Below are 17,404 nucleotides of genomic sequence, written 5' to 3'. Positions count from 1 at the left end.
CTCGCCGCTGTACCGGCTGTGGGGCGGGACAGCGGCGGCGGGGCCCGGTGACAGGGCTGCCAGTCAGCCCTGTCGGCCCGCACATCGGGTCAGGCCGCCCTGGCCACTGCCGAGGACGCCGCTGCCGATGCGGCCGCCTTCCTTGTCCATGCCCGAGAACGCCTCGCTGGGCATCAGACCCAGTCCTCCTCGTTGGATGCGTCGGGTGCGTCGGTGCGTACGGTGTCGAACGCCTCGCCCGCCATGCCGGCGGTGAGGGTGGTGCCGTCGGCCGGGTCGATCAGCAGGAACGAGCCGGTCCGGCGGTTGTCGGAGTAGGCGTCGAGGGCCAGCGGCTCGGCGGTGCGGAGCACCACGTGGCCGAGGTCGTTGACGTTCAGCCCCTCGGCGCCGGAGCGCCGTTCGAGCGTGTCGATGTCGATGCGGTAGGTGATGTCCTTGACCAGCGCCCGGACGGTGCGGGTGGTGTGCTTGAGCAGCACCTTGTCACCGGCGCGCAGCGGGCGCTCGCTGAGGTGGCTGACGGTGGCCTCGATGTCCTTGGTGGGCACCGGGGCCGGGCCGGCCGCGATCAGGTCGCCGCGCGAGATGTCGATGTCGTCGGCGAGCCGGACGGTGACCGACTGGGGGGCCCAGGCGACGTCGGTCTCGGTGCCGAGCGCGTCGATGCCCGCGACGGTGGTGGTGTGGCCCGAGGGCAGCACCGTCACCGCGTCGCCGACCCGCAGCACACCGGAGGCCAACTGCCCGGCGTAGCCGCGGTAGTCGGGGTGCTCCTCGGTCTGCGGGCGGATCACGTACTGGACCGGGAAGCGGACCGGTTCGGCGCTCGGGTCGCTGCCGACGGGCACCGTCTCCAGGTGCTCCAGCAGGGTCGGGCCGCCGTACCAGTCCATGTGGGCGGACGGCTCGACCACGTTGTCCCCGGCGAGCGCGGAGATCGGGACGGCGACCACGTCCTTGACGCCCAGCGAGGCGGCGTAGACGGTGAACTCCTCGGCGATGCGGGCGAAGACGGGCTCCGCGTAGTCGACGAGGTCCATCTTGTTGACGGCCAGCACGACGTGCGGCACCCGCAGCAGCGCCGCGACGGCGGCGTGCCGGCGGGTCTGCTCGACCACGCCGTTGCGGGCGTCGACCAGCACGACCGCGAGTTCGGCGGTGGAGGCTCCGGTCACCATGTTCCGGGTGTACTGCACGTGCCCGGGGGTGTCGGCGAGGATGAACCGCCGCCGGGGGGTGGCGAAGTAGCGGTAGGCGACGTCGATGGTGATGCCCTGCTCGCGCTCGGCGCGCAGGCCGTCGGTGAGCAGCGCGAGGTCGGGCGCGTCCTGGCCGCGGCTCAGGGAGGCGCGCTCGACGGCCTCCAGCTGGTCGGCCAGCACGGACTTGGAGTCGTGCAGCAGTCGGCCGACCAGGGTGGACTTGCCGTCGTCGACCGATCCCGCGGTGGCGAAGCGCAGCAGGGCGGTGGCGGTTGCGGTGGTCATGGTTAGAAGTACCCCTCGCGCTTGCGGTCTTCCATCGCTGCCTCGGAGAGCTTGTCGTCGGCGCGGGTGGCGCCGCGTTCGGTGAGGCGGCTGGCGGCGATCTCGGCGATGACGTCGGCGATGGTGACGGCGTCGGAGTCGACGGCTCCGGTGCAGGACATGTCGCCGACGGTGCGGTAGCGGATCAGGCGCCGCTCGACGGGTTCGTGGTCCTTGGGGCCGCCCCAGTCGCCGGCGGTGAGCCACATGCCGGAACGGGAGAAGACGTCGCGCTCGTGGGCGTAGTAGATCTCGGGGAGTTCGATGTTCTCGCGCTCGATGTACTGCCAGACGTCCAGCTCGGTCCAGTTGGAGAGCGGGAAGACGCGGACGTGCTCGCCGGGCGCGTGGCGGCCGTTGTAGAGCGACCAGAGCTCGGGGCGCTGGCGGCGCGGGTCCCAGGCGCCGAACTCGTCGCGCAGGGAGAAGACGCGCTCCTTGGCGCGGGCCTTCTCCTCGTCGCGGCGGCCGCCGCCGAAGACGGCGTCGAACTTGTGGGACTCGATGGCGTCGAGCAGCGGGACGGTCTGGAGCGGGTTGCGGGTGCCGTCGGGGCGCTCGCGCAGGCGGCCGTCGTCGATGAAGTCCTGGACGTGGGCGACGTGCAGGCGCAGGGAGTGCCGGGCCGCGACGCGGTCGCGGTAGGCGATCACCTCGGGGAAGTTGTGGCCGGTGTCGACGTGCAGCAGCGAGAACGGGATCGCGGCCGGCCGGAACGCCTTCAGCGCCAGGTGCAGCATGACGATGGAGTCCTTGCCGCCCGAGAAGAGGATCACCGGGCGCTCGAACTCCCCCGCGACCTCGCGGAAGATGTGCACCGACTCCGCTTCCAGCGCGTCCAGGTGGGACAGCGCGAAGGGGTTCTTCGAACCGTCGTCGGTGTGGACCGGGCTGTCGGTCGCGGTGGTCATGCGAGGCCCCTCTCGGTCAGGAAGGCGTGCAGCTCGGCGGCGGAGTCGGCCACCTCGCGGCCCTGGGTCTGGAGGCGCAACTCCGGGTTCTCCGGGGCCTCGTACGGGTCGTCGACACCGGTCAGGCCGGAGATCTCGCCGGCCGCCTGCTTCGCGTACAGCCCCTTGACGTCGCGCTCGGCGCAGAGTTCCACCGGGGTGGCGACGTGGATCTCCAGGAACTCGGTGCCGGCCGCGGCGTGCCGCTCGCGGACGGCGGTGCGGGAGTCCGCGTACGGGGCGATGACCGGGGCGAGCACCTTGACGCCGTGGGCGGCGAGCTTCTCGGCCACGAAGCCGATCCGGGTGACGTTGGTGTGGCGGTCCTCGCGGGTGAAACCGAGGCCCTTGGAGAGGAACTCGCGGATCTCGTCGCCGTCCAGGACCTCGACCCGGTGGCCCTCGGCGCGCAGCCGCTCGGCCAGGGCGAAGGCGAGCGTGGTCTTGCCGGCGCTCGGCAGCCCGGTCAGCCACACGGTGGCGCCGCGCTCGCGGGGGGCGGCCGCGCGGGCCGTCCCTGCGGCTCCGTCGGCGGCCGGGCCCGCGGCGGAGCCGCTGATGGACACAGGGGCTGTCGTCACGGTGAAGTCTCCATAGGGGTGTTGACGGTGGATCAGAGGTGGATGCCGCACTCGGTCTTGCCGGATCCCGACCAGCGGCCGGCCCGGGCGTCCTCGCCCTCGGCGGGCTTGCGGGTGCAGGACAGCGGCGCGCAGCCGACGGACGTGTAGCCCTCCCACAGCAGCGGGTTGAGCAGGACGCCGTTGGCGTTGACGTAGGCGTCCACGTCCTCCTGCGTCCAGCGGGCGATCGGGGCGAGCTTGACCTTGCGGCGCTTGGCGTCCCAGGCGACCACGGGGGTGTTCGCCCGGCTGGGCGACTCGTCGCGGCGCAGCCCGGTGGCCCAGGCGTCGTAGCCGCCGAGGCCGCGGTTGAGCGGCTCGACCTTCCGCAGCGCGCAGCACAGGTCGGGGTCGCGGTCGTGCAGGGCGGGCCCGTACCGGGCGTCCTGCTCGGCCACGGTCTGCAGCGGCTTGAGGGTGATGACGTTGACCGGCATCACCGCCGCCACCGCGTCCCGGGTGCCGATGGTCTCCGGGAAGTGGTAGCCGGTGTCGAGGAACACCACGTCCACGCCGGGGAGGACCGAGGAGGCGAGGTGGGCCACGACCGCGTCCTCCATGGAGGAGGTGACGCAGAACCGCTTGCCGAAGGTGTCGGCGGCCCAGGCCAGGATCTCCTGCGGGGTCGCCTCCTCCAGCTCGCGGGCGGCCCGGACGGCGAGCGCCTCGTGGTCAGGCGTCGTGCCGGTCATGCGGCCCACCCCCGTTGGTCGTCGACAGCAGGCCGAGGAACTTCAGCTGGAAGGCCCGGCGGCAGGCGTGGCACTCCCAGGCGCCGTGCCCGGCCTCGGAGGGCCGCAGGTCCTCGTCGCCGCAGTACGGGCAGAAGAACGGTGCCGCTCGCTCACTCATGCGCCCACCTCGCCGGCTCGTCCGCTTCGCTCGTTCACGAGAGCTGCTCCTCGCCGGCCCGGGCCGCCCACTGGGCGAAGCGCTCGCCCTCGGCGCGGTCGGCCTGGTAGCGGGTCAGAACGCGCTCGACGTAGTCGGGCAGGCCGTCCTTGGTGACCTTGAGCCCGCGGACCTTGCGGCCGAAGCCGGCCTCCAGGCCCAGCGCGCCGCCCAGGTGCACCTGGTAGCCCTCGACCTGCTCGCCGTTCTCGTCGGTGACCAGCTGGCCCTTGAGGCCGATGTCGGCGACCTGGATGCGGGCGCAGGCGTTGGGGCAGCCGTTGATGTTGATGGTCAGCGGCTCCTCGAAGTCCGGCAGGCGCTTCTCCAGCTCGTCGATGAGCGTGCGGCCGCGCTCCTTGGTCTCGACGATGGCGAGCTTGCAGTACTCGATGCCGGTGCAGGCCATGGTGCCGCGGCGGAACGGCGACGGGGTGACCCGCAGGTCCAGCGCCTCCAGACCGGCCACCAGCGACTCGACCCGGTCCTCGGCGATGTCGAGGACGATCATCTTCTGCTCGGCGGTGGTGCGCAGCCGGTCGCTGCCGTGCTCGGCGGCGAGGTCGGCGATCCGGCCGAGCAGTCGGCCGTCGACCCGGCCGACGCGCGGCGCGAAGCCGACGTAGTAGCGGCCGTCCTGCTGCCGGTGCACGCCGACGTGGTCGCGCCAGCGGCCGCTGGGCTCGCTCGGCGCCGGGCCGTCGACGAGCCGGTACTTGAGGTACTCGTCCTCCAGGACCTGGCGGAACTTCTCCACGCCCCAGTCGGCGACCAGGAACTTCAGCCGGGCGCGGTTGCGCAGCCGGCGGTAGCCGTAGTCGCGGAAGATGCCGATGACGCCGCCGTAGACGTCCGCGACCTCGTCCAGCGGGACCCAGGCGCCCAGGCGCACGCCGAGCTTGGGGTTGGTGGAGAGCCCGCCGCCGACCCAGAGGTCGAAGCCGGGGCCGTGCTCGGGGTGGACGACGCCGACGAAGGCGACGTCGTTGATCTCGTGCGCGACGTCCAGCAGCGGGGAGCCGGAGACGGCGGACTTGAACTTGCGCGGCAGGTTGGAGAAGTCCGGGTTGCCGATGAAACGGCGCTGGATCTCCTCGATGGCGGAGGTGCCGTCGATGATCTCGTTCTCGGCGATGCCGGCCACCGGGGAGCCGAGGATGACGCGCGGGGTGTCGCCGCAGGCCTCGGTGGTGGAGAGGCCGACGGCCTCCAGCTTCTGCCAGATCGCGGGGACGTCCTCGATCCTGATCCAGTGGTACTGGATGTTCTGCCGGTCGGTCAGGTCGGCGGTGTTGCGGCCGTACTGCTCGGAGACCTCGGCGATCGCCTTCAGCTGGGCGACGGTGAGCCGGCCGCCGTCGATGCGGACGCGGAGCATGAAGTACTCGGCGTCGAGCTCGTGCGGGTCCAGGATCGCGGTCTTGCCGCCGTCGATGCCCTCCTTGCGCTGGGTGTAGAGACCCCACCAGCGCATCCGGCCGCGCAGATCGGCGGGGTCGATCGAGTCGAAGCCGCGCTTCGCGTAGATCGTCTCAATACGTGTCCGTACGTTGAGACCGTCGTCGTCCTTTTTGAACTGTTCGTTGGCGTTCAGCGGCGTGAAGTGGCCCATGCCCCACTGGCCCTCGCCGCGGTGGCGGGTCACCTTGCGAGCCGCCGCGGGGCGGCGCGCGCCGGCGCTGTCGGCCGTGGGCTCGGCGGTCTCGGGAGTGGTGGCCATGGTGAAGTCCTTCGGAGGCAGGTGGCTCTGACGCCGGGTGGGTCGCTGGGCGTGCTCGGCCGTGCGCTGCTGCTGTGACCTGCGGGTTTCTCAGGACCGGGGGAGCAGTGGCCGTGGCCGGGCGGGCGCCTGCGCATCCGCTTCGGCGGGGATGGCGAGAGGTGGCGCCGGGGGCGGTGGGTGGCGGCGGGGTAAGGCTCAGGTCACCGGACAGATGGCGCTGGACACGCGAAGGAGATCGACGTGGAGTCGACCAACTAGGGTGGTTCCGGCGCTAGGCATGGACAAGAGATTCGCACGGAGCACGACTCGCGGTCCACTAACGTCCGTATAATGGACGTAAAGGTTTCGTATGCCGAGATGCCGGAGCGTTCCCGCCGCTCGTCGGATTCCGCCCCCGGCACGGGCCCTCGCGCCGGTACCGCGACACGGAGATCAACGGACCGGTTCCGGCCCGATACCGTTAGCCCTGTGCAACCAGCAGGCGAAACGACGAGACCGAACCCCGAGCGGCCCTCCCGTCGTCGGGGCAAGGGCTCCCGGCGGGGGGTCAGGAAGCAGGCCACCTGGCGCAGTACGGCCTGGGGGCTGGTCAAGGACACCACCAACACCTGTGTCGAGTACCGGGTCACCGGCCTGGCGGCCGAGGCGGCGTTCTTCACCCTGCTCTCGATCCCGCCCCTGCTGCTCTGCCTCGCCGGCACCCTCGGCTACCTGGACGAGTTCCTCGGCGCGGGCACCATCGACAGGCTGAAGCAGGACATCGTCAAGGCGGCCGGGACGGTCCTGTCGGACTCGTCGATCAAGCAGGTCGTGGTCCCCCTGCTGAACGACGTCTTCGACCACACCAGGCCAGACCTGATCTCGATCGGCTTCCTGCTCTCGCTCTGGTCCGGCTCCCGGGCGCTGTACATCTTCATCGACACCATCACCGTGATGTACGGGCTCGACGGCAAGCGCGGCATCGTCAAGACCCGGCTGATGTCGCTCGGCCTCTATCTCGGCGCCCTGGTCATAGGCTCCCTGGTGCTGCCGCTGCTGCTGGCCGGCCCGGGGCTGGTGCTGAACGCCGTCCCCGACATCGCGACACTGGTCAACGCCGCCTACTGGCCGTTCGCCATCCTGCTGCTGATCGTCTTCCTCACCACGCTCTACCACCTCGCCGTGCCGGTCTCCACGCCCTGGCGGGAGGACATCCCCGGTGCGCTGGTGGCCCTGGTCGTCCTGGTGTTCTGCAGCGTGGCCCTGCGCCTCTACCTGGTCAGCTCGGTCGAGGGCCCCTCGGTGTACGGCTCGCTGGCCGCGCCGGTGGCCGTGCTGCTGTGGATCTTCGTGGTCGCGCTCGCGGTGCTCATCGGCGCCGCCATGAACGCCGCCATAGACCGGCGCTGGCCCACCCTGGAGACCGCCGACGCCCGCGCCGAGAACGAGCGCGCCAACGAGGAGGCCGCCGCCGCGGTGGTCCGCGAGGTCGCCGCCCGCCGCGCCGTCGAGCGGGCCCGCCGGGCCCGTGAACTCGGCCTCGCCGAGGGCGCCGAGGAGGAGTACTACGAGGACGAGGGCGACGACGTCGACGTGCCCTCCGAGTACCCCGAGCGCTGGGCCGACGTGCTGGCCGCCGACAACGTCCGCGGCCGGATCACCGCGCGCGGCGGCCCGCACCACCGGCCCACCCCGCCCCCGCCGGACAGCGACCGGCCCACCGCGCCGCCGCCCGACCGCACCCTGCCCAGCTATCCGCCCCGGCCGCCGTGGGAGCAGCGGTAGCGCGGTAGGGCGTCTCCGCCGGGCCGTCGGGCCGTTAGACCGCCGGCACCGCCGCCGTCACCAGGTTCGACGCCGGTGGCGGCTCCAGGGCGGTCCGGCCGGCCGAGTCGCTCAGCTTGACCAGCAGGGCGATCATCAGCCAGTTCGCCACCATCGACGAGCCGCCGGCCGCCAGGAACGGCAGCGCCTTGCCGGTCAGCGGGATCAGCCCGCTGACCCCGCCCACCACCACGAACACCTGGAGCGCCAGCGCCGCGGACAGCCCGGTCGCCAGCAGCTTGCCGAACGGGTCGGAGAGCCCGACCGCCGTCCGCAGCCCGCGCTGCACCAGCAGCCCGTAGACCAGCAGCACCGCCGTCACCCCGGTCAGGCCCAGCTCCTCGCCGATGGTGGTGAAGATGAAGTCGCTGCGCCCGGCGAAGCCGATCAGCCAGGGCCGGCCCTCGCCGAGCCCCGTCCCGGTCAGATGTCCGGTGGCCAGGCTGAACAGCGCCTCGGCGGGCTGGTCGGAGACCAGCGCCTTGTCGTGGACCGGCAGGTAGATGTCCAGCGGGTGCAGCCAGGCCTCCACCCGGCCGTGCACATGCGGCTCCAGGGTGCCGACCACGGCCGCGCCCCCGACGGCCATCAGCAGGCCGAGCACCATCCAGCTGGTGCGCTCGGTCGCCACGTACAGCATCACCACGAAGACACCGAAGAAGATCAGCGAGGTGCCGAGGTCGCGCTCGAAGACCAGCACCAGCAGGCTGGCCACCCAGATCGCCAGCACCGGCCCGGCGTGCCGGCCGCGCGGCAGGGTCAGTCCCCAGACCTTGCGGCCGGCCAGCGCCAGCGCGTCCCGGGAGGCCATCAGATAGCCGGCGAAGAAGACGGTGATGGCGACCTTGACGAACTCGTCCGGCTCGAACGAGAGCCCGGCCACCCGGATCCAGCGCTTGGCCCCGAAGCTGTCGCCCGGGAAGAACGCGGGAGCGGCCAGCAGGACCAGCGCGCCCGCCATGATCAGGTAGACGTAGCGCTGGAAGAACCGGTGGTGCCGGATCGTCACGATCAGCGCGACGGCCGCCACCACCGCGATCACCACCCAGGTCAGCTGGGACGGCGCGGTCGGCAGCTTCTGGTAGTCGCCCTTGGCCGCGTGCACGGCCGCGTACGACTTGTCGAGCCGGTCGAGCAGCAGCAGCCCGAGCCCGTTCAGCAGCACCGCGAGCGGCAGGATCAGCGGGTCCGCGTACGGGGCGAACCGGCGGACCGCCAGATGGGCGGCCAGGACCAGCAGACCCAGGCCGCCGCCGTGCACCAGCAGGCCGGGCGGCAGCTTCCCGGTCATCGCCAGGTCGGCGTCGACGTGTCCGGCGAGACAGACCACCACCGCGAGGGCCAGCAGGCCGAGCTCGATGTTGCGGTGGCGCGCGGCCAGCCGGCGGCCCTCGCCGCGTGCACTGCTTCGCACCCTGTTGTCCCCTTGTCCATCCCCGTGGCCGGAATGCCGCGGTGCATCCTCCCAGACGAAGGCGGTGGCCGGGCGGTTGCGGTTTTCGGGGCCGGCCCCGGTGGGCCGGTCCTGCGGGCCCGGTTCCGGGCCGTAGCCCTGGGTCGTCGGTTGGGAGCCGGGTGGCCGTGGGTGGCCGTGGGCCTGCGCCGGGATTCGCCCGTCCGGGGGACCCTGGCGGTGGTGATCCACTCGGGATCGGCCATCATGGCCGGGCGCCGTCGCCCGCCCGGGTGACGGCCGCGGGTTGACGGCCGTGCGCTGACGGCGGGCGGTGACGGCGGCGCGGTCGCGGTGGAGCGAGGACGGGGTGAACGGACGGATGGACGGCTCGGTACAGGCGATCGGCTACCACGGACCGCCGCCCTGGCAGTGGGCCGACCTGGCGACCTCGTGGACGGCCGAGCCGCTGGTGCTCACCCTCGCGGTGCTGCTCGGCGGCTGGTACCTGTACGCGGTGCGGACCGTCACGCGTGCGGGTGCGGGTGCGGGTGCGGGTGCCGGTACGGGCGCGGTGTCGGGTGAGGGCTGGCAGCCGACCCGGACCGCGGCCTTCCTCGGCGGGCTGCTGCTCTGGGTCTGGGCCACCTGTTCCGGCCTCGGGGTGTACGAGCGGGTGCTGTTCACCGACCGGGCCGTGCAGGTGGTGCTGCTGCTGATGCTGGTCCCGCTGCTGCTGGCGCTGGGGGCACCGGTCTCGCTGCTGGTGCGCTCCTCGCCCCCGGCCCGCCGGGAGCGGATCCTGCGGGCGCTGCGCGGCCGCCCGTCCAAGGTGCTGATGTTCCCGGCCGTGTCGACCGCGCTGCTGATGGCCCCGCCGTGGCTGCTCTACTTCACCCCCTGGTACCAGGAGTCGCTGGCCAGCGGGCTGGGAAACGCCGCCCTGCACCTCGTGCTGGTCGCGCTCGGCCTGGCGTACTTCTGGCCGCGACTGCAGATCGACCCGGTCGGGCACGAGTACCCGCACCTGGTCGGGCTGTTCATCACCTTCGCCGAGGTGATCTTCGACGCGGCGCTCGGCCTGGTGCTGATCTACGGCGGCCATCTGGTCGCCGGGCACTACTACGAGGCGCTCGGCCGGCCGTGGGGGCCGAGCCCGGCACAGGACCAGACCTGGGGCGGCAACGTGCTCTGGGTGCTCGGGGACCTGGTCGGGCTGCCGTTCCTGGTCGCGCTGGTCCGCCGCATGATCGTGCAGGGGCGGGAGGAGAACGCCGCGGTGGACGCGGCGCTGGACGCCCGCTTCGAGGCGGCGGCCGCCGAGGCGAAGGCGGCGGGCGGGCCGGCCGAGGAGGAGCAGGGCATGCGGCCCTGGTGGCTGGACGACCCCGGCCTGCGGCACCGTTTCGGCGGTCCGTCGTAGGGCTTGTCCGGGCGGCCGCGCCGGTGCGGCCGCCGTCGAAAACCGCAGGTCAAAAATCGGTTGGCGGCCTCGGAGGCGTTGGCTACGGTGTGACCAGTCCGATTCGGGGCCGTTGTCGCGGCCCAAGGAGAGAAACAGGAGGTGAGCCTCGTGGCTGTCACTGCCGTCACGGCTGCCCTGGGCAGCGCTCGCATAGACCACCTCCCCCTCCCGGCCGCCGGCTGACGCACCCGAGACGCCCGACTCCTCGTCTCACGCAGCCGCAGCCCGCCGGGATCACGTTCCTCCCGAAGGGCCCACTGCGTTGTTCAACGCTGCCTCCGAATCCGTCACCTTCTCCGACTTCTCCGACTCCTCCGGCACCCCGCTGTCCGGCTACGGCTGGACGTCCGCGCTCGACGAGCTCTTCGCGCCGCTCGCCGAGGCCGGGCTGACCCCTGCCCGGATCGTCCGGGTCGACCGCGGCCAGTGCGACGCCGTGCTGACCGATCCCGGGACGGGTGAGCTGCGCACCGTCCGGGCCGACACCCGGCCGGTCGGCGACGCCGACATGATCAACTGCCCCTGCACCGGCGACTGGGCGGCGGTGGACCTGGCGGCCGCGCCGATGCCCACCGTCGCCGCGCTGCTGCCGCGCTCCACCGCGATCATCCGCAAGGTCGCCGGCAAGCGGTCCGACGGCCAGGTGCTGGCCGCCAACGTGGACACCGTCCTGATCGCCGCCTCGCTCGCCGCCGAACCGGACCTCGGCCGGATCGAGCGCTTCCTCGCCCTGGCCTGGGAGTCCGGCGCCGAGCCGCTGGTCGTGCTCACCAAGGCCGACCTGGTCGACGACGCCGATTTCATCCGCGCCGACGTCGAGGGCATCGCGCCCGGTGTGACGGTGCTGACCGTCAGCGCCGGGACGGGCGAGGGGGTGGACGTGCTGCGCGCCTGCACGCCCGGCACCACCGCGCTGATCGGCCAGTCCGGCGTGGGCAAGTCCACCTTGACCAATGTGCTGGCCGGCGCCGAGGTGATGGCCGTCCAGCAGGCCCGCGCGGCCGACCAGAAGGGCCGTCACACCACGACCACCCGCGAGCTGATCCCGCTGCCCGGCGGCGGGGTACTGATCGACACGCCCGGCCTGCGTGAGGTCGGCCTCTATGGTGGCGAGGGGGTGGCGATGGCCTTCGCCGACATCGCGGAGCTGGCCGAGGAGTGCCGCTTCCACGACTGCGGCCACCACACCGAGCCCGGCTGCGCGGTGCGGGCCGCGCTGGAGGACGGCACCCTGCCGCAGCGCCGGATGGACAGCTATCTCAAGCTCCAGCGCGAGAACGAGTGGATCGCCTCCCGCTCGGACGCCCGGCTGGCCTCCGCCCGGCTGAAGAAGTGGAAGGCCATCACCAAGTCGGTGCGGGCCGCGGGAGGTCCCGTGAAGAGGTGAGGCCGGCCGGGCAGCCGTTCGCGATCGCCCGGCCCCCTGCGGCGGGGTGCCGGGCGGCCAGGCGCCACCAGCAGGGGCGGGTCGGCCCGTCGGCGGCCTGCCCGGCCCCCTGCGGCGCAGGCCCGCCCGGGCCTGCGCCTGCGGCACGGGTCAGCGCAGGTCGGCCACCACGCGGAAGCGCTCCAGCACGACGGGCGTGGTGTCGTCCACGGTGAAGTCCGGGTCGTCCAGGGCGGCCCGCAGTTCGGGGCTGTGCCAGAAGCGCTCGTGGCCGGCCCGCCAGTCGGCGACCGTGGTGTAGCCCTCGCCCTCGTCCACGGCGTGCCGCAGACCGACCCCGGCCAGCGCGACGACCCGGACGTCGGTGAGCTCGATCACGGCCACCGGCCGCCCGTCCGAATCGATCACCGCCCCGTGCGCGCCCGCCTGCCGCAGCGGCTCGCCCTCGTGCTCGTACTCGGCGAGCAGCCCGGTGGTGCTGGTCTTGGCGCCGCTCAGGATCGCCGCGACCAACCGGTCGCGCAGCGGCCCGGGGAAGGCGAACTTCTCCACGTCCAGGGAGGCCACCCTGGGGTCGTCCGGACCGGTGTACGGCTGCGCGTTCATGGGGGCTCCTGTCGGGCGTCGGCCATCGGGCACTGGGCACTGGGGCCGGGCACCGTTCGGGCCGGGCGGGGCCTGGCCGGCCCGGGCCGGGGGTTGAAGGGCCCCGTCAGGGTAGTCGCGGGCCGGCCCGAACGGCTCGTGGTTTTCCGCCCCGCCCGTACCCTGCCCGCGGCCCGTCCGCGGCCCGTCCGCGGCCCGTCCGCAGCCGGTCCGCAGCCGGTCCGGGTCCGCGACGCCCATGTCCGATTCCCGCCAGTCGAGGGGCCTCCGGTGCCGCAGACTGGAGAGCGTGATCGACGACGACATCCGGTACCGAGCCGTGGACAGCCGGGACGCCCGCTTCGACGGCGTCTTCTTCACGGCCGTCACCTCGACCGGCATCTACTGCCGACCGAGCTGCCCCGCCGTGACCCCCAAACGCGCCAACTGCACCTTCTACCCCAGCGCCGCCGCCGCCCAGGGCGCCGGCTTCCGCGCCTGCCGCCGCTGCCGCCCCGACTCGGTGCCCGGCTCGCCGGAGTGGAACCACCGGGCCGACCTGGTCGGCCGCGCGATGCGGCTGATCGGCGACGGCATCGTGGACCGGGAAGGCGTCGCCGGCCTCGCCCAGCGCCTCGGCTACAGCTCCCGCCAGCTCCAGCGCCAGCTCAGCGCCGAACTCGGCGCCGGGCCGATCGCCCTGGCCCGCGCCCGCCGGGCCCAGACCGCCCGGCTGCTGCTCCAGACCACCGAGCTGCCCGTCACCGAGATCGCCTTCGCGGCCGGCTTCGCCTCGGTGCGGCAGTTCAACGACACCGTCCGCGAGGTCTACGACCGCACGCCCAGCGGGCTGCGCGCCGAGGTGACCGCCGGGCGGCGCACCGCGACCCCGGCCGGCGGCCTGACCCTGCGCCTCGCCTACCGCGGGGCGATCGACAGCGACCACCTGATCGACTTCCTCGCCCTGCGTGCCGTCCCCGGCGTGGAGGAGGTCGTCCCCGGCGCCCGGCCCGGCGTCCGCACCTATCGCCGCACTCTCGCGCTCCCGTACGGCCACGGCATCGCCGAGGTGGACGGCCTCGCGGCCGAGCACCCGCGCACCCGCGGCTGGCTGGACTGCCGGCTCTTCCTCGCCGACCTCCGTGACCTGCCGACCGCCGTGCAGCGCCTGCGGATCCTGTTCGACCTGGACGCCGACCCGGACGCGGTGGACGAGCAGCTTGGCACCGACCCGGTGCTCGGCGCGCTGGTCCGGGCCCGCCCCGGCCTGCGCTCGCCCGGCCATGTGGACCCGCACGAGCTGGCCGTCCGCGCCGTGCTCGGCCAGCAGATCACCGTCGGCGCGGCCCGCACCCTGGCCGGCCGGCTCGCCGGGAAGTACGGCACCGAGCTGCCCGAACCCGACGGCGGACTGCGGCTGCTCTTCCCGACCGCCGGCGCCCTGGCGGTGGCCGACCCCGAGGACTTCGCGATGCCCGCCGCCCGCCGCCGGGCGCTCACCGGCCTCTGCGCGGCCCTCGCCGAGGGCGCCGTCCGGCTCGACGGCGGCGTGGACCGCGCGGAGGCGGCGGCCCAGCTGCTCGCCCTGCCCGGCATCGGCCCGTGGACCGTCGGCTATCTGCGGATGCGGGCCCTCGCCGACCCCGACGTCTTCCTGCCGAGTGACGTCGGCATCCGCCACGGCCTCACCCGGCTCGGCGCCCCCGGCGACCCGAAGTCCGCCGCCCGCGCCGCCGAGGCCTGGGCACCCTGGCGCTCGTACGCCGTGCACCGGCTCTGGGCGGGCGCCGCGAGCGACATCAGCACTGGAACGGAGAACACCCGCGCATGAGCACCACCGTCTTCACCACCATGGACAGCCCGTTCGGGCCCCTGCTGCTGAGCGGGGTCCGGCCGGAGGACGGCGGACCGGCCGCGCTGGCCACCGTCACCGCCCCCGGGCAGAAGTACGCGCTCGCCGAACCCGCCGACGACTGGGTCCACGACCCGGACGCCCTCGCCCGGGCCGTCGAACAGCTCACCGCCTACTTCGCCGGCGAGCGCACCACCTTCGACCTGCCGCTCGCCCCCGTCGGCACCGAGTTCCGCCGCCGGATCTGGGACGCCCTCGACGACATCCCCTACGGCGAGACGGTCACCTACGGCCAGCTCGCCGAGGCGGCGGGCCTCTCACCCCGGGCCGTGCGCGCCGTCGGCGGCGCGGTCGGCGCCAACCCGCTGCTCGTCGTCCGCCCCTGCCACCGCGTCATCGGCGCCAACGGCACCCTCACCGGCTTCGCCGCCGGGGTGGAGAACAAGCGCTGGCTGCTCCAGCTGGAGAGCGGCGCGCCGGGCAACGGTCAGCCCGGCAACGGTGAGCCGGAGCACGGGGTGCTGTTCTGACGGTACGACCGGGCCGCCGACGTGCCGCCTCGTCTCCGGGGTGTTGACCCGGTGCGGCAGCCGCAGGATCGCCGTCCGTCCAGGGCTCGATCCGTAGCCGCGGTGCGGCGCCGGGCGACAGCGGATTATTCGGGCGGGGCGCCGGCGCCGGGCTCGGCGAGGGCGCGAGCGAGGTGTTCGAGCGCCGGGAGTGCCTGCATGACGGCCTCCCGGTCGGCGGGGGAGAGGGTGCCGAGGGCGGTGGCGATGCGGCGTTCGTGGGCGCGCTGCCAGTCGTCCAGCTGTCGCTGACCGGCCTCGGTGAGGGCGATCCGGGCGGTGCGGCGGTCGCCGGGATCGGCCTGGCGGTCCACGAACCCGGCCTCCAGCAGCTTGCCGACCAGGCCGCTGACGGTGTTCGGGGCGAGCCGCTGGCGGGCGGCCAGTTCGCCGACCCGCAGGGGTGCGGCGGCGAGCGTCTGGAGGAGTTCGACCTGCGCCATCGGCAGGGACTCCCACGGGTAGTCGGTCCGGATGCTGCTGCGCAGTGCGCGGCGCAGCCGGGTGACCACGTCGGTGAGCCGCCGGGCGCGCTCGTTCGCCGGGCCGCCGCCGGGGTCCGTGGGGTCTGCCGGGTCTGTGGGGCCGCCGGGGTCCGCCGGGTCCAGGACGTCCGGACAGGTCCCGCCCTCGGTCCGGGGTCCGGCGGCGGGATCGGGAACGGGCGGTGACGACGGCATGGCGGACAGCGTAGCGCCTGGTGGCGGCCTTCCCGGCGTTCTGATCGCATACCGAACAGCTCGTAGAAAGAACATATCTGTATCCGATATATTTCGCTGTATGAACGCCACCGCCCTTGCGAGCCGGCTGCTCACCGAGCGGCCCCGGCCGCGTGGTGTCGCCGGCTGGCGGCACGCCCACTGGCTGGCCGTCGCCACCGTCTGCCTGGGCGCGTTCCTGGGACAGCTGACCGCCAGCGTCACCGCGCTGGTCTTTCCGGAGCTCGGACGGCACTTCGGAGCCGGCTTCGCCGCCGTCGAGTGGGTCGCGCTGGCCTATCTGCTGGTGCTGGTGGCCCTGTTGGCGCCGATCGGCTGGCTCTCCGACCTGGTCGGCCGCAAGACCGTGTACCTCGGCGGCTTCGGTGTCTTCGCCCTGGCCTCGCTCGGTGCCGGGTTCGCCGGCGGTCTCTGGATCCTGGTGGCCTGCCGGGCCGTCCAGGCGGTCGGCGGCGCGATGATGCAGGCCAACAGCGTCGCCCTGGTGGCACGCGGTGTCCCCGAGCGGGCGATGCGGCGTGCGCTGGGCATCCAGGCCGCCGCCCAGGGGCTCGGCCTGGCGCTCGGCCCGAGCCTCGGCGGGCTGCTGGTGGAGCACGCCTCCTGGCGGTGGGTGTTCTGGATCAACGTGCCGATCGGCCTGCTCGGCATCCTGGCCGGCTGGTACCTGCTGCCGCGCACCCACCCCGACCGCGCCGCTCCGGTCGGTACCGCGCGGATCGGCACCGCTTGGCCCGGCGGCGCCGCGGGCGTGACCTCGGGCGTGACCTCGGGCGGCCCGTTCGACCTGCCCGGGCTGCTGCTGCTCACCGGCGCGTCCACCGCGCTGCTGCTCGCCCTCTCCGCCGCCTCCGGCCTGCCGCTGCCCGGCTGGGCGGTGGCCGTGCTGCTGCTCGCCGCCGTGCTGCTCGCCCTCGGGCTGGTCCGGCAGGAGCGGCGGGCCGCCCGGCCGATCCTCGCACCCGGGCTGGTCAACACCCCGGGTGTGCGGTCCGGCCTGCTGGTCGCGCTGATCGGGTACCTGCTGCTGTTCTGTCCGCTGGTGCTGGGCCCGGTACTGCTCACCGGGTCGGGTGTGCCGGTGGGCCGGGCGGGCCTGGTGATCACCCTGCTGCCGGCCGCGTTCGTGGTGGCCGCGACCGTCGGCGGCGGTCTGCTGCCCCGGGGCTGGTCGGACGTCACCCGCTGCCGCTTCGGCGCGTCCGCCGCGGGTGCCGGGCTGCTGCTGTTCGCGCTGGTTCCGGCCACCGGCACGGCGGCGGCCGCGCCGCTGCTGGTCACCGGGTACGGGCTGGGCCTGCTGCTGCCCGCCAACAACGCCCTGGTGATGCGGGCGATACCGGCGGGGTGCTCGGCGGTCGGCGGCGGCATGGTCAACATGGCGCGCAGCCTGGGTACGGCGCTCGGCACCGCCCTGCCCGTGCTCGGTGTCCACCTGGCGGGCACGGCGTCCGGCGGTCGGACGGTGCTGATCGGGCTCGCCGTCGTCGCGGCCCTCGCGGTCGCCCTGACCCGCCCGGCCCGGCGCCCCGCCCCGGCCGGTCGCCCGGTCGCCCGCTCCCGGTCGGACACCTTGTAGCCCTCCGCCCCATCGGCGCCACGCGCGGAACCGCAGGATCCACCGGCTGCCCGTTCCGCCGCCGCACGCTGCCCGGACGCACCTGGCCGTGGGGTTCAGGGGCCAACGCCGTCGTCCACCACAACGGGATGACGCGTTCCACCGATCTGGGCGGCCTGCCACTCGAACCGCGCCACCAGCCCCCGCACTGCCTGGTCACCGTCCGCCGGGCCTGACCCGCGCGCTGCGGCGAACGGCCGGGGTGCGGCGGACGGGGAGACAAGTTCAGAGAAGCCTGTGTCAGGTGCCCCATGCTCCGCCTGGACCCGGCCCAGGAACCGCGGCTGCTGGAGATCG

General features: G+C 73.6%; 16 protein-coding genes. 6 read left to right on the top strand and 10 right to left on the bottom strand.

All coding sequences use genetic code 11. From position 1 onward, the window contains the following. Positions 1 to 173: 173 nt before the first annotated feature. From AB0P06_RS20455 to AB0P06_RS20425, 7 genes are all read right to left on the bottom strand, one after another. Entirely contained in the window at positions 174 to 1,490 is a 1,317-nt protein-coding gene (locus AB0P06_RS20455) for a GTP-binding protein (protein WP_363609201.1), read from the bottom strand. Between the two features lie 2 nt (positions 1,491 to 1,492). Further along, entirely contained in the window at positions 1,493 to 2,440 is a 948-nt protein-coding gene (cysD, locus tag AB0P06_RS20450; protein WP_363609199.1) for a sulfate adenylyltransferase subunit CysD, read from the bottom strand. After that, positions 2,437 to 3,039 carry an adenylyl-sulfate kinase gene (gene cysC, locus AB0P06_RS20445; protein WP_363609347.1) on the bottom strand — a complete coding sequence of 201 codons (603 nt, stop codon included), beginning with the start codon at positions 3,037 to 3,039 and terminating at the stop codon, positions 2,437 to 2,439. Before cysC ends, cysD begins: the two co-directional genes overlap by 4 nt. Positions 3,040 to 3,092: 53 nt before the next feature. Then, positions 3,093 to 3,794 (bottom strand): phosphoadenylyl-sulfate reductase, encoded by a 702-nt coding sequence (locus AB0P06_RS20440; RefSeq protein WP_363609197.1) that lies wholly within the window; start codon positions 3,792 to 3,794, stop codon positions 3,093 to 3,095. Continuing rightward, the gene (locus tag AB0P06_RS20435; protein ID WP_363609195.1) at positions 3,775 to 3,954 is read right to left on the bottom strand and encodes a hypothetical protein; all 180 of its coding nucleotides are present in this window, start codon (positions 3,952 to 3,954) and stop codon (positions 3,775 to 3,777) included. The genes AB0P06_RS20440 and AB0P06_RS20435 overlap by 20 nt, the downstream gene beginning before the upstream one ends. Before the next feature lie 34 nt (positions 3,955 to 3,988). Then, on the bottom strand, positions 3,989 to 5,713 hold the full coding sequence (locus AB0P06_RS20430) for a nitrite/sulfite reductase (protein WP_363609193.1): 1,725 nt from the start codon (positions 5,711 to 5,713) through the stop codon (positions 3,989 to 3,991). A gap of 198 nt (positions 5,714 to 5,911) precedes the next feature. Next, positions 5,912 to 5,995: a putative leader peptide gene (locus AB0P06_RS20425; RefSeq protein WP_310593185.1), complete on the bottom strand. Its 84-nt coding sequence runs from the start codon at positions 5,993 to 5,995 to the stop codon at positions 5,912 to 5,914. 189 nt (positions 5,996 to 6,184) lie between these two features. On the opposite strand from AB0P06_RS20425, the gene AB0P06_RS20420 reads away from it, so the two are divergent. Beyond that, on the top strand, positions 6,185 to 7,480 hold the full coding sequence (locus AB0P06_RS20420; protein ID WP_363609191.1) for a YihY/virulence factor BrkB family protein: 1,296 nt from the start codon (positions 6,185 to 6,187) through the stop codon (positions 7,478 to 7,480). A gap of 34 nt (positions 7,481 to 7,514) precedes the next feature. Here AB0P06_RS20420 and AB0P06_RS20415 read toward each other — a convergent pair whose 3' ends face one another. Beyond that, positions 7,515 to 8,933 (bottom strand): FtsW/RodA/SpoVE family cell cycle protein, encoded by a 1,419-nt coding sequence (locus tag AB0P06_RS20415; RefSeq protein WP_363609189.1) that lies wholly within the window; start codon positions 8,931 to 8,933, stop codon positions 7,515 to 7,517. A gap of 349 nt (positions 8,934 to 9,282) precedes the next feature. Between AB0P06_RS20415 and AB0P06_RS20410 the strand changes: the two genes are divergently transcribed. Both AB0P06_RS20410 and rsgA read left to right on the top strand, forming a co-directional pair. Then, complete coding sequence (locus tag AB0P06_RS20410; RefSeq protein WP_363609187.1) at positions 9,283 to 10,335, top strand: cytochrome c oxidase assembly protein; 1,053 nt, start codon at positions 9,283 to 9,285, stop codon at positions 10,333 to 10,335. Positions 10,336 to 10,639: 304 nt separating this feature from the next. Further along, positions 10,640 to 11,764 carry a ribosome small subunit-dependent GTPase A gene (gene rsgA, locus AB0P06_RS20405; RefSeq protein ID WP_363609185.1) on the top strand — a complete coding sequence of 375 codons (1,125 nt, stop codon included), beginning with the start codon at positions 10,640 to 10,642 and terminating at the stop codon, positions 11,762 to 11,764. A 150-nt stretch (positions 11,765 to 11,914) separates the two neighbouring features. Here rsgA and AB0P06_RS20400 read toward each other — a convergent pair whose 3' ends face one another. After that, positions 11,915 to 12,370 carry an ASCH domain-containing protein gene (locus AB0P06_RS20400; RefSeq protein WP_363609183.1) on the bottom strand — a complete coding sequence of 152 codons (456 nt, stop codon included), beginning with the start codon at positions 12,368 to 12,370 and terminating at the stop codon, positions 11,915 to 11,917. Between the two features lie 238 nt (positions 12,371 to 12,608). On the opposite strand from AB0P06_RS20400, the gene AB0P06_RS20395 reads away from it, so the two are divergent. Then, a complete protein-coding gene (locus tag AB0P06_RS20395; RefSeq protein WP_363609181.1) occupies positions 12,609 to 14,180 on the top strand; it encodes an AlkA N-terminal domain-containing protein in 1,572 nt (523 codons plus the stop codon). After that, entirely contained in the window at positions 14,177 to 14,731 is a 555-nt protein-coding gene (locus AB0P06_RS20390) for a methylated-DNA--[protein]-cysteine S-methyltransferase (RefSeq protein WP_363609179.1), read from the top strand. Before AB0P06_RS20395 ends, AB0P06_RS20390 begins: the two co-directional genes overlap by 4 nt. Positions 14,732 to 14,856: 125 nt before the next feature. Here the strand turns inward: AB0P06_RS20390 and AB0P06_RS20385 are convergent, their stop codons facing one another. Then, positions 14,857 to 15,450: a MarR family winged helix-turn-helix transcriptional regulator gene (locus tag AB0P06_RS20385; protein WP_363609177.1), complete on the bottom strand. Its 594-nt coding sequence runs from the start codon at positions 15,448 to 15,450 to the stop codon at positions 14,857 to 14,859. 100 nt (positions 15,451 to 15,550) lie between these two features. Here AB0P06_RS20385 and AB0P06_RS20380 point away from each other — a divergent pair, with 100 nt between their 5' ends. Then, complete coding sequence (locus tag AB0P06_RS20380; protein ID WP_363609175.1) at positions 15,551 to 17,068, top strand: MFS transporter; 1,518 nt, start codon at positions 15,551 to 15,553, stop codon at positions 17,066 to 17,068. Positions 17,069 to 17,404 lie beyond the last annotated feature (336 nt).

It is taken from the genome of Kitasatospora sp. NPDC088351, from assembly GCF_040685575.1.
GTDB lineage: Bacteria > Actinomycetota > Actinomycetes > Streptomycetales > Streptomycetaceae > Kitasatospora.
This window is presented reverse-complemented; position numbering and strand designations above follow the sequence as displayed.